General features: G+C 68.7%; 11 protein-coding genes. 10 read left to right on the top strand and 1 reads right to left on the bottom strand.

What is annotated here, in order from left to right; genetic code table 11:
- Positions 1–2: 2 nt before the first annotated feature.
- On the bottom strand, positions 3–1199 hold the full coding sequence (gene smeA / locus RI032_RS09920; protein WP_322548210.1) for a multidrug efflux RND transporter periplasmic adaptor subunit SmeA: 1197 nt from the start codon (positions 1197–1199) through the stop codon (positions 3–5).
- A 117-nt stretch (positions 1200–1316) separates the two neighbouring features.
- Here smeA and baeS point away from each other — a divergent pair, with 117 nt between their 5' ends.
- The 10 genes from baeS to RI032_RS09870 all read left to right on the top strand — a co-directional run bounded on the left by baeS (position 1317) and on the right by RI032_RS09870 (position 11945).
- Positions 1317–2720 (top strand): sensor histidine kinase efflux regulator BaeS, encoded by a 1404-nt coding sequence (gene baeS / locus RI032_RS09915; protein ID WP_019337018.1) that lies wholly within the window; start codon positions 1317–1319, stop codon positions 2718–2720.
- Positions 2717–3406 (top strand): response regulator, encoded by a 690-nt coding sequence (locus RI032_RS09910; RefSeq protein WP_322548209.1) that lies wholly within the window; start codon positions 2717–2719, stop codon positions 3404–3406. Before baeS ends, RI032_RS09910 begins: the two co-directional genes overlap by 4 nt.
- 149 nt (positions 3407–3555) lie before the next feature.
- Positions 3556–4377, top strand: a complete 822-nt coding sequence (locus RI032_RS09905) for a nucleotidyltransferase domain-containing protein (protein WP_322548208.1) — start codon at positions 3556–3558, stop codon at positions 4375–4377.
- Between the two features lie 164 nt (positions 4378–4541).
- The gene (locus RI032_RS09900) at positions 4542–5072 is read left to right on the top strand and encodes a gamma carbonic anhydrase family protein (protein ID WP_010482194.1); all 531 of its coding nucleotides are present in this window, start codon (positions 4542–4544) and stop codon (positions 5070–5072) included.
- Positions 5073–5195: 123 nt separating this feature from the next.
- The gene (locus RI032_RS09895; RefSeq protein WP_010482196.1) at positions 5196–5885 is read left to right on the top strand and encodes an RDD family protein; all 690 of its coding nucleotides are present in this window, start codon (positions 5196–5198) and stop codon (positions 5883–5885) included.
- Complete coding sequence (locus tag RI032_RS09890; protein ID WP_019337015.1) at positions 5882–6874, top strand: stage II sporulation protein M; 993 nt, start codon at positions 5882–5884, stop codon at positions 6872–6874. The genes RI032_RS09895 and RI032_RS09890 overlap by 4 nt, the downstream gene beginning before the upstream one ends.
- Complete coding sequence (locus RI032_RS09885; protein ID WP_322548207.1) at positions 6864–8486, top strand: DUF4129 domain-containing protein; 1623 nt, start codon at positions 6864–6866, stop codon at positions 8484–8486. Before RI032_RS09890 ends, RI032_RS09885 begins: the two co-directional genes overlap by 11 nt.
- Positions 8483–9667, top strand: a complete 1185-nt coding sequence (locus RI032_RS09880) for a DUF4350 domain-containing protein (RefSeq protein ID WP_126560493.1) — start codon at positions 8483–8485, stop codon at positions 9665–9667. The genes RI032_RS09885 and RI032_RS09880 overlap by 4 nt, the downstream gene beginning before the upstream one ends.
- A complete protein-coding gene (locus RI032_RS09875) occupies positions 9664–10650 on the top strand; it encodes an AAA family ATPase (RefSeq protein WP_322548206.1) in 987 nt (328 codons plus the stop codon). Before RI032_RS09880 ends, RI032_RS09875 begins: the two co-directional genes overlap by 4 nt.
- Positions 10647–11945: a DUF58 domain-containing protein gene (locus tag RI032_RS09870; RefSeq protein ID WP_322548205.1), complete on the top strand. Its 1299-nt coding sequence runs from the start codon at positions 10647–10649 to the stop codon at positions 11943–11945. The genes RI032_RS09875 and RI032_RS09870 overlap by 4 nt, the downstream gene beginning before the upstream one ends.
- Positions 11946–11996: the final 51 nt, after the last annotated feature.

Below are 11996 nucleotides of genomic sequence, written 5' to 3'. Positions count from 1 at the left end.
CCTCAGTGCGACTTTTCGTCGGTGTTGCCGTTCGGGTCGATCGCCGGCATCGCCGCCAGCTGCACCGTGGTGGCCGCCACCGCCTTGACCTGCTGGCCCAGTGATACCGCACTGCCGTTGCTGACGATCACCCGTTCGCCGGTCTTGAGACCATCGGTGATCTGCCACTGGTTGCCGACCACCTGGCCGGTGCTGACCCGGCGCTCGACCACATGATCCTTGGCGTCGAGCAGGCGCAGCAGCGGCTCGCCGCGTTCGTTGCGCGTCACCGCCTTCTGCGGCACCAGCAGCGCGCGCGCGTCGGTGGCCATCGGCAGCACCGCCTTCAGGTACATGCCGGGCAGCAACAGGCCGTCCGGGTTCGGGATGACCGCACGCAGCACCACATTGCCGGTACCCGGATCGACCGCGCTGCCGACGAACTCCAGCGTGCCTTCGTGCGCATAGGTGCTGCCGTCCTCCAGCAGCACCTTCACCTGTGCCTTGCCATCGATGGCCTTCACCAGGCCGGCATCGAGCTGCTTGCGCAGCGCCAGCATCTGCGTGCTGGACTGGGTGACATCCAGGTACACCGGGTCCAGCCGCTGGATGGTGGTCAGCGCGGCGTCCTGCCCGGCCGCTACCAGCGCACCAGCGGTCACGCTGGAGGTGCCGATGCGACCGTCGATGGGCGCGGTCACCCGGGTGTAGTCGAGGTTGATGCGGGCGGCCTGCAATGCAGCGCGCGCGGCAATCACGTTGGCCTGCGCCTGCTTCAGCGCCGAGGTGGCGTCGTCGGCATCCTGCTTGCTGGCCGCATCCATGCTCACCAGCGCGCGGGTGCGCTCGGCCTTCGGCTGTGCCGACAACACGGTGGCCTCGGCCTGCGCCAGCTGCCCGCGGGCGGTATCGAAGGCCGCCTGGTATGGCGCCGGATCGACCTGGTACAGCAGCTGCCCCGCCTTGACCTGCTGGCCTTCGGTGAACAACCGCTGGCGGATCAGGCCGCCGATCTGTGGCCGCACCTCGGAGATCTCGAACGGCACGGCGCGGCCGGGCAGCGTCTGCTGTAGTGCCAGCGGCTGCGCGCTGGCCGTGATGACGCCCACTTCGGGCATGGCCGGTGCTTCAGTCCTGCCCGCCGAACAGGCCGCCAGGGCCAACAGCAGGGGCAGCAGCAGGGGACGCGGGGAACAGGACAGCGGGCGCAGGAGTGACATGGGGGCGTCGGGGGCCTTGCGTTGACCCGTGCACGCTGCCGTGGAACTGTGCAGAGAATATGGAGATTGTGCGACCGGCTCAGCTGGCGCTTGCTTTCGGCGCCGCATGCGCCGCTAATGGCCTCCGCGATGGCGAAGATTCGACTCAAATTCGGCCTGACCGCGAAGACCTTCCTCGCGATCTTCACCGCCTGCCTGCTGGTGCTGGCAGTGAACGGTATTGCCAGCCGCGTGGCCTTCCAGACCGGATTCCTGGACTACCTCAACGACCAGGGCGACCTGCGCATGCAGCGGCTGATGCCCCACCTGCAGCGCGAGTACCGCGAGCACGGTGGCTGGGGACATCTGCATGGTGATGGCGACCGCTGGGCGCGGTTGCTGCGCCCGGATCTGGCCCATGGGCACGAAGGACCGGTGCCGCCGCTGTCCGACCAGACCGGCGTGCCGTCGCGTCTGGGCCTGTTCGATGCGCAGCACCACTTCGTGGCCGGCAACCCCGACGCCACCAGCGATGACGAGCCGCATGCGGTGCAGGTGGACGGGCAGACCGTAGGTTGGCTGGGCATGGTGCCGTTCCAGACCGTCATCGCCACCAACGACCTGAATTTCTACAACACCCAGGTGCGCGCCTGGTGGGTGATCGGCATCGCCCTACTGCTGGTGACGGTACTGCTGGCCTGGCTGGTATCGCGGGCGCTGCGCCAGCGCCTGGCCAAGCTGGCCGCGGCCACGCACCGGCTGGCGGCCGGTGACTACGCCACCCGCATCGAGCGCACCAGCGACGATGAGCTGGACGCACTGGTCAACGACTTCAACCGGATGGCGCAGGCGCTGGACGATACCGAGCGCAACCGCCGCGCCTTCATCGCCGACATCTCGCATGAGCTGCGCACGCCATTGGCGGTGGTGCGCGCCGAGCTGGAGGCGATCGAAGATGGCATCCGTCCGCTGGACCGCGCCAACCTGGTGGGCCTGCAGGGCGAGATCCGCCAGCTGGGCAAGCTGATCGACGACCTGCACGACTTGTCGATGACCCAGTCTGGCGGCCTGGCGTACCGCTTCGCGCCACTGGACTTGGCGGCACTGCTGCGCAGCGAACTCAACGGCATGCGCGTGCGCTTCGCCAATGCAGGCCTGGCGCTGGAGGAAGATCTGCCCGCCATGCCGTTGCAGGTGTCCGGTGACGAACGGCGCCTGCAGCAGGTGCTGGCCAACCTGCTGGAGAATGCACTGCGCTACACCCACGCCGGTGGCCGCGTACTCGTGCAGGCAGCGCACGTGCCTGCCGGCGTGCAGCTGATCGTGGAAGACACCGCGCCGGGCGTGCCGGCCGACAAGTGCGCGCTGTTGTTCGAACGCTTCTACCGCGTGGAGAGTTCGCGCAATCGTGCCAGTGGTGGCAGCGGGCTGGGCCTGGCCATCAGCCACAACATCATCCTCGCCCACCACGGCGTCATCCACGCCGAGCCCTCGCCACTGGGCGGGCTGCGCGTGGTCATCACCCTGCCGGAGCCTGCATGAGCACGTCGCTCGCCACGTCCGCGAAGATCCTGATCGTCGAGGACGAGCCACGCCTGGCCTCGGTACTGCGCGACTACCTGGCCGCTGCCGGCATGGCCAGCGAGTGGGTGGACGACGGTGGCCAGGTGATCGACGCGTTCGCGCGCTACCAGCCCGATCTGGTGCTGCTGGACCTGATGCTGCCGCAGCGCGACGGCGTGGACCTGTGCCGCGAACTGCGCGCCAGCAGCGATGTGCCGGTCATCATGGTCACCGCACGGGTGGAAGAGATCGACCGCCTGCTGGGCCTGGAGATCGGTGCCGACGACTACATCTGCAAGCCGTTCAGTCCGCGCGAAGTGGTCGCTCGGGTAATGGCGGTGCTGCGCCGCTACCGCCCAGACCCCGGTGCGCGCGCCAACGGCGGCCTGCACATCGACGAGCCGGCCGCACGCGCCACCTGGAACGGCAAGGGCCTGGACCTGACGCCGGTGGAATACCGCCTGCTGCGCACGCTGCTGGCCACGCCAGGCCGGATCTGGGCGCGCGATGAACTGCTCGACCGGCTGTACCTGGACCATCGCGTGGTGGTCGACCGCACCGTCGACAGCCATGTGCGCAACCTGCGCCGCAAGCTGGCCGACGCCGGCATGGAAGGCGAGCCGATCCGTTCGGTGTACGGCATGGGCTACAGCTACGAGCCGTGATCGCGTTCGCCGGGCTTGGCCCGGCGCTACCCCGTCATGCCTCGTCGACGAACGTCACCCCCTGGTAGCGCCGGGCCATGCCCGGCGAGCGCAGCGATGCAGACCTGCGCTACAGTCGAGAACGCTCGACATCAACGAATCACGACTGCATGGACGACATCCACCCGATCGCGCCGGACAAGCGCGCCGCCATCCTTTCGACCCTGGCCGACATCGAACAACGCTACGACGTACGCGTGCTGCTGGCCTGCGAGTCGGGCAGCCGCGGCTGGGGCTTTTCCTCGCCGGACAGTGACTACGACGCGCGCTTCATCTACGTGCATCGCCAGCCGTGGTATCTCAGCGTCAACGAGAGCACCGGTCCCGGCGAAGCGCAGCGCGATGTGATCGAACTGCCGATCGACGATGAGCTCGATGTCAGCGGCTGGGACCTGCGCAAGGCACTGCGGCTGGTCTCAAAATCCAATCCGACACTGATCGAATGGCTGCGTTCGCCGATCATCTACCAGCAGGATCACGCTGCGATGTCGCAGTTGTGGAAGGCAGCTGAGTCGTTCTATTCACCACTGGGAACGTGGTGGCACTACTTCAACATGGCGCGCTCGAACCATCGCGGTTACCTGCGTGGCGAAACGGTACGCACGAAGAAATACCTGTACGTGCTGCGCCCACTGCTGGCCTGCCAGTGGATCGAACACGAACAGACACCCCCGCCGATGGCCTTCGAGGATCTGCTGGACCGGCTGCTGCCGCTTGGCCCGGTGCGTGAAGCCACCGATGCCCTGCTGGCCGTGAAACGCGCCAGTGCCGAGTTCAGTGCCGGACCACGCATCGCGGCGATCAGCGATTTCATCGATCGTGAACTAGCCGCCCGCGCCAAGCAGGCCCCACGGCTGCCTGCTGGCCAGGGCGACAGCGCCTGGCTGGACGCGCTGTTCCGGCAGATGCTGGCCGAGCACGCGCCGTCCTGAGCGGTTGCACCCGTTTCTGGTAGCGGCCGACCTTGGTCGGCACCGAGATCACCATCCACGCATGGCGTGGATCTACTGTGTATCCGCGCGGCCCCAGGGCGGTACCTCCCCCAGCGTTCGCACGCGTATCATCGTCGCGAACGCCCTGATTTCCGGAGACTTCGATGAACCCGCTGCGCCCCTTCCGCGACAAGATGCCCGTCCTCGGCGAGCGCGTGTACATCGACCCGGCCTGCACCGTCATCGGTGACGTGGAGCTGGCCGACGACGTGTCGGTGTGGCCGGGCACGGTCATCCGCGGCGATGTCAACTACGTGCGCATCGGTGCGCGCACCAACGTGCAGGACGGCACCATCATCCATGTCAGCCATCACAGCCCGTACAACAAGGCCGGCTACCCGACCCTGATCGGCGAAGGCGTGACCGTCGGCCACGGCTGCATCATCCACGCCTGCACGATCGGCGATTACAGCCTGATCGGCATGGGCGCCTGCATCCTCGACGGCGCCCGCGTGGAGCGCCATGGCTTCGTCGGCGCCGGTGCGGTGGTCGGCCCGGGCAAGGTGGTGGGCGAAGGCGAGCTGTGGGTCGGCAACCCGGCCCGGCCGGCGCGCACGCTGAGCGACAAGGAGATCGAGTCGCTGCACTATTCGGCCGACCACTACGTGCGGTTGAAGGACGAATACCGGGGCTGAGCAGCCAACGCCGCCACGCGGCTCTGCTAAAGTCTGGGCCCGACCAGGACCTGTCGAGACCCCCATGCCTGTGGCTGCCTGCCGGAGAGGACTCCGGCGCCCACAACGAAGGCCATCGCGCTGATGGCCGCACCGATGCTCGATACCTACCGCGAGGTGGTGACGCCAGAGGGTGTGCCGCTGCAGTTGCCTGCCGCCGGCCCGGTACCGCGGGCGATGGCCTGGCTGGTCGATCTCGGCGTGCGCATCGCGGCACTGGTGTTGGTGTCCATTCCGCTGGCGCTGCTGGACAAGTTCGGCTCCGGCCTCTACCTGGTGCTGATGTTCCTGGTCTACTGGGCCTACCCGATCGTCTGCGAAGCAGTGTGGGGACGCACCCTGGGCAAGCGTGCGCTGGGGCTGCGCGTGCTGTCCCGCGATGGCGCGCCGGTAGGCTGGATGGCGGCGATCACCCGCAACCTGCTGCGCACGGTGGACATGCTGCCCTTCGGCTATGCGCTGGGCCTGATCAGCAGCCTGTTCGATCCGCATGGCCGCCGCCTGGGCGACCTGGTGGCCGGCACCGTGGTGGTGCATGCACCCGCACTGTACCTGCCACCGCCGCCGACCATCGACAGCGTGCTGGCCCCGCCGCAGCCCCTGCGACCAGAGGAACAGGCCGCGCTGATGGCCTTCGCCGAGCGCGCGCCACGCTTGTCGGCGGCGCGCCAGCAGGAGCTGGCCGGTATTGCCGAGCCACTGACCGGCACCCACGGCCAGGTCGGCGTTCTGCGCCTGTATGCGATGGCCAACTGGCTGCTGGGGCGGCGATGAAACAGGAGCAGTTCGTCGCCCGCTACCAGCAGGAATGGCAGGACCTGGAGCAGTGGCTGCTGCTGCGTGCCGGCGCCTCACGCCGCACGCGCCGCAAGGCCAGCGGCCTGGCACTGGACGACACGACCTTCCCGCAGCGCTACCGGCGGCTGTGCCAGCAGCTGGCGCTGGCCCGCGAGCGCGGCTACAGCCCGCAGCTGGTGCAGCGCCTGCAGCAGCTGATGCAGCAGGGCCACAGCGTGCTGTACCGCACGCCGCCGACACGTTGGCGGGGTGCCCTGGAGTTCCTGGTGGCCGACTTCCCGCTGCTGGTGCGCAGCCAGGCGCGCAGCATGTGGGTAGCGCTGGCGATGTTCGCGCTGCCGGCGGTGGCCTGCTTCGTGCTGGTGCAGGTCTATCCGGACCTGATCCACATGCTGATGGACAACCGCCAGATCGCAGAGATGGAGCGCATGTACGATCCCGCCGCCGAGCGCCTGGGGCGTGACAGCGGCACCGACTGGATGATGTTCGGCCACTACATCATGAACAACATCAGCATCGCCCTGCGCACCTTCGCCAGCGGACTGCTGGCCGGGCTGGGCACGCTGCTGGTGCTGCTGTTCAACGGCGTGATCATCGGTTCAGTGGCAGGCCACCTGCAGCACATCGGCCATGGCGACCCGTTCTGGCGCTTCGTGGTCGGCCACGGCGCCTTCGAGCTGACTGCGATCGTGATCGCTGGCGGTGCCGGCCTGCAGCTGGGCATGAAGCTGCTGGCGCCGGGCCGGCGCAGCCGCCTGGATGCACTGGTCGACGGCGGCCGCATCGGCGCGCGGCTGTGCCTCGGCGTTGCCTTCATGCTGTTGGTGGCCGCCTTCATCGAAGCCTTCTGGTCATCGATCGCCGAAGTACCTGCATGGGGCAAGTTCAGCGTGGCCGGTGTGTTGTGGGCCGGCGTGCTGCTGTGGCTGTGGCGCGGCGGACGTGGAGCTGGCCATGCGCATTGACCACCTGGACGTGGCGCTGCGTGCCCGCAGTGGCTGGGAAGCGATGGAGCTGGGCACCGCGCTGTCCCGCCGTCACGCGCGCGCGCTGTGGGGCAGCTGGCTGCTGGCCAGTGCACCGCTGTTCGTGATCTTCAACGCGCTGGGCTGGTGGCTGGATGCCTTCGGCTGGGCCTGGCTGGCGATGTGGTGGTGCAAACCGCTGTTCGAACGTGCGCCGCTGTATGTGCTGTCGCGCGGCATCTTCGGTGAACCAGTCGGCACGCTGGCCGCGCTGCGTGCGCAACGTCACTGGGGCAACAGCGGCTTCTGGGGCTACCTGGGTTGGCGTCGTTTCAGCGTGCTGCGCAGCCTGTGCCTGCCGGTGAACCTGCTGGAAGGCAACACACCGGGCCAGCGCGGCCCACGTCGTCGTGCAGTGGCAGCCGGCGCAGTGGGCGCGGCACTGGTACTGACCGTGACCTGCATGGCGTTCGAAGCCGTGCTGGTGTCCGGCGCGATCGGTGCGGTGTTCATGTTCATGCCACTGGAGCTGATGTCCGAATCATGGCGCGCCGCATGGGACATGATCGGCCAGGACACACCCGCATGGGCACGGCTGGGCTTCAACCTGGCGTGCTGGCTGGCCTCGGTGCTGATCGGCCCGTTCTTCGTCGGTGCGGGCTTTGGCCTGTACTTGAACCGGCGCACGCAGATGGAAGCCTGGGATGTGGAGATCGCCCTGCGCCGCCTGCGCGAGCGGCTGCTGCCGGCGGCATCGACGCTGGCCCTGCTGCTGTGCCTGGCACTGCCGCTGGTCTCCGCACCGGTGCATGCGCAGGACACAGACGCCGAGCCCGAACGCGCCATGGGCAAGCCCAACGACCGTGGCATCGACGCCGAGGAAAGCGACGAAGCACCGACCATCGACCCGGCCAACACCCCGGCAACGATCTTCGGCGGTACGCCGGTGGACACCGCCGGTTTCCGTCAGGCAGTGAACCGCGCCTATGAAGACCCGCTGCAGCGCCCGACCCGCCAGGTCACCCGCTGGAAGCCGATCGAACAGGCCGAGGAAGAGAAGAAGGAAGACAAGCAGCTGCAGCGTGACACCAACAGCAACGGTGAACGCAAAGCGCGCAAGGACGGCATCGCCTGGCTGGCGCGGCTGGCCGAATGGGGCCTGTGGGGGCTGCTCGGCGTCCTGCTGCTGGTGCTGCTGCTGACCGCACGGCTGTGGCTGCCGTGGCTGCGGGGCAGTGGCCGACGCAAGGCCGGGGCCGCACCGCCGGTGGTGGAGGAACAGGTGGAGTTGCCGGTGGTGCTGCCGCCGGACGTGGCCACCCAGGCCGGCCTGCTCTGGGACCAGGGCCGGCCGCGGCAGGCGCTGGCCCTTCTGTACCGCGCCAGCGTGCGCACGGTGGGCGAGCGCAGCGGTATCGCGCTTCCACCCGGTGCCACCGAAGCGCAATGCCTGCGCGCGTCGCGGCGCATGCCCGAGGCCAGCGACCGTGACCTGTTCGCGCGCATCGTGCGCATGTGGCAGTACGCCGCCTACGGTGGCCGCCTGCCCAGCCGCGCCGATTTCGATGCATTGGCCGATACGCTGCGCCAGCAGTACGGGTGGCAGGCATGAGCCCGCGCCTGTTCTGGTCGCTGCTGCTCGGTGCATTGGTGCTGTTCGGTGTACCGCTGACGATCCTTTACCTGCGCACGCATGAGCGGGTGACCGAGACCGTGCAGCTGCCGCCGCAGGGCGAAGCTGGCTACAACCCGCTGTACGTGCTCGGCCAGGCCCTGCGCGCTGACGGCATTGACGTGCACTCGCGGCCACGGCTGGAACTGCGGCAAATGACGCTGGGGCCGCACGACACGGTGGTGCTGCTGCAGGACAGCAGCGAACTGCCGCCGCCCGTCGCCAGCGCGCTGCTGGACTGGGTCGACGGGGGCGGCCACCTGCTGGTGCGGACGCCGCCACCGGCCGAGGACGATGCCGGCAGCACGCAGGGGCCCCTGCTGGATCAGCTGGGCGTGGACAGCCTGTTCCAGCGCAGCGACTGCCAGCCGTTCCATGTCGACGACGATCCTGGTCACGTTGAGTTCTGTGGAGGCCGCCGCTTCACCCTGGGTTTTGCCGCCAGTGCACAGGCCGAACGTCGCTGGGGCACGGATCGCGACCTGGTGTTTGCGCGCCTGCGCCATGGCCAGGGCAAGGTGAGCGTGCTGGCCGACATGGAGTTCATGCGCAGCGAGGTGGACTCACCGGCAGCGCGCCTGGCATCGGCAGGGGGCAAGGCCAGCGACGGCCTGCACGACGCGGCGCACCGCGACCTGACCCGCTATCTGCTCGATCCGAACTACGGCAAGGGTGCGGTCTGGCTGATCTACGCCAGCCGCCCGCCGTCGCTGTGGTCGCGCATGTTCTACCAGGGCTGGCCACTGTGGGCGCCACTGCTGCTGGCCCTGCTGGGTTGGTTGTGGGGCCGCTCGCAGCGCTTCGGCAGCCTGCTGCCGTCACCGGTACTGGAACGCCGTTCGCTGCTGGAACACGTGCGTGCCAGTGGTGAACTGCTGCTGCGTTTCGGCCACGGTACGCGCCTGTACGAGGCCGTACTCGCCCTGTTCCTGCACCGCCTGCGCCTGCGCGCACCGGTTGCGGCCGCACTGGAGGGTGCGCCACGCGATCAGGCCATCGCCGAGCTGCTGAAGTGGCCTCAAGGCCGCGTTGCCAGCGCGCTCACGCCCCCTCCGCCGCACGATTCCTCCGCCCTGCGCGAGCGCATCCGCTTGCTGCTCCAGATGAGATCCCTGCTATGACCGAAGTCCCCGAGCTGCCGGCGACCGCCAACGCCCGCCTGATCGAACGCGTCGATGCCATCCGCACCGCCGTCGGACACGCCTTCATCGGCCAGGCCGATGTGCTGGACCAGATTCTGGTGGCCTTGCTGGCCGGCGGCCACGTGCTGATCGAAGGCGTGCCCGGGCTGGGCAAGACGCTGCTGGTGCGCGCGCTGGCCCAGGCCCTGGAGCTGGACTACGGTCGCGTGCAGTTCACCCCCGACCTGATGCCCAGCGATGTCAGCGGCCACGCGGTGTACGACCCGAAGAGCGAGAGCTTCAAGATCCGCCGCGGCCCGGTGTTCACCAATCTGCTGCTGGCCGATGAGATCAACCGTGCACCGGCCAAGACCCAGTCGGCGCTGCTGGAAGTGATGCAGGAAGGCCAGGTGACCATCGAAGGCAAGGCCTTCACCCTGGCGCCGCCGTTCATGGCGCTGGCCACGCAGAACCCGCTGGAGCAGGAGGGCACCTACCCGCTGCCGGAAGCGCAGCTGGACCGTTTCCTGCTGAAGGTGCTGATCGACTATCCGCAGCTGGAGGACGAGAAGCGCATGGTGACCGCGATCACCAGTGGTCGTGCTGCCAGCGATTTCGACCTGAGCCAGGTGCCGCGCGTGCTCGGTGCCGGCGAGTTGCTGGAACTGCAGCGTGCCACTGCGGCGATCACCGTCGATGACGAAGTGATCGACTACGCGGTGCGCATCGTTGCCGCCACCCGGCAGTGGCCGGGTATCGCGGTCGGTGCCGGCCCCCGTGGCAGCATCGCGCTGGTGCGTGCTTCGCGCGCGCAGGCGGTGATGGCCGGCCGTGATTTCGTCACTCCGGATGATGTGCGCGACATCGCACGCCCGGCGCTGCGCCACCGCATCGCGCTGGCCCCGGAACTGCAGATCGAAGGCCAGGACGCCGACGACGTGCTGGGCGCGCTGCTGGCCAAGGTGGAAGCGCCGCGCCGATGAGGCCGGCCCCGCTGCTGCTGGCGCTGCTGCTGGCCTGGGCCGCCTTGGGTGGCCTGGTGCTGGGCGGGTTGCTGCCGCGCTGGAGCTGGGCGCTGGCGGCACTGGCGATTGCCGTGCCGGCGTTGATGGATCTGTGGCGGCAGTCGCGGCGTCCGTCGCCGCAGGTGCAACGCGAACTGCCCGAAGCGCTGGCACTGGGCGTGCGCCGCGAGGCCGCGCTGCGGCTGCAGGCAGACACGTCGATGACGGTGCAGGTGTTCGACCTGGTGCCCGGCGGCTGGCCGCTGGAATCGCTGCCGCAGCGCGTACGCCTGCAGGCCGGCAACGCCTCCACCCTGCACTATCACCTGCAGCCGCTGCAGCGTGGGCACTTCCGCTTTGAAGGCGTGCACCTGCGCATGCGCTCGCCGTGGCGCCTGTGGTGGCAGCAACGCACGCTGCCTCCCGTGCTGGACGTGCGGGTCTATCCGAACTTCGTGCCGCTCACCCGCTTCGCATTGTTCAGTGCCGACCAGGCCTCGCGGCTGGTCGGTGCGCACGTGAAGCGCCGCCGCGGTGAGGGCACCGACTTCCACCAGATGCGCGAGTACCGCATCGGCGACAGCCTGCGCCAGCTCGACTGGAAGGCCACCGCGCGTGCACGCAAGCTGATCTCGCGCGAGTACCAGGACGAGAAGAACCAGCAGCTGCTGCTGATGCTCGACAGTGGCCGGCGCATGCTGGCCAGCGAAGGCGGGCTCTCGCACTTCGACCACGCATTGAACGCTTCGCTGGTGGTGGCGTACCTGGCGCTGCGCCAGGGTGACGCCGCCGGCCTGTTTGCTGCCGGTGGTGAACGCCGCTGGGTGGCACCGCAGCGTGGCATGGGCACGGTCGAGCACCTGCTACGTGCCAGCTACGACCTGCAGCCGCGCGCGGTGGCCACCGACTACCTGGCTGCGGCCACCGAGGTATCGCTGTGCCAGCGCCGGCGCGCGCTGGTGATGCTGGTCAGCAACGTGCGCGACGAGGACATCGAAGACCTGCTGGCGGCAGTGCGCCTGCTGCAGCGGCGCCACCTGGTATGCGTGGCCAGCCTGCGCGAGCGCGAGCTGGACGGCGTGCTGGACAGCGAAGTGCAGACACTGGAAGACGCCACCCAGGCCGGTGCCGCCGCACTCTACCTGCAGCAGCGCGCGGAGGCGCACGACGCACTGCGCAGCGAGAAGGTGATGGTGCTGGACGTGACCGCCGATGCCCTGCCCGGCGCGCTGGTGGAGCGCTACCTGGCGGTGAAGCGCGAAGGATTGCTCTGATACCAACGATCGCGCTGGTGGGTGCCAACCTTGGTTGGCACGAAACCCACA

The sequence above is a fragment of the Stenotrophomonas geniculata genome, from assembly GCF_034508895.1.
Lineage (GTDB): Bacteria > Pseudomonadota > Gammaproteobacteria > Xanthomonadales > Xanthomonadaceae > Stenotrophomonas > Stenotrophomonas geniculata.
The sequence above is the reverse complement of the archived record's forward strand: the minus strand, read 5'-3'. Positions and strand labels throughout refer to the sequence as shown.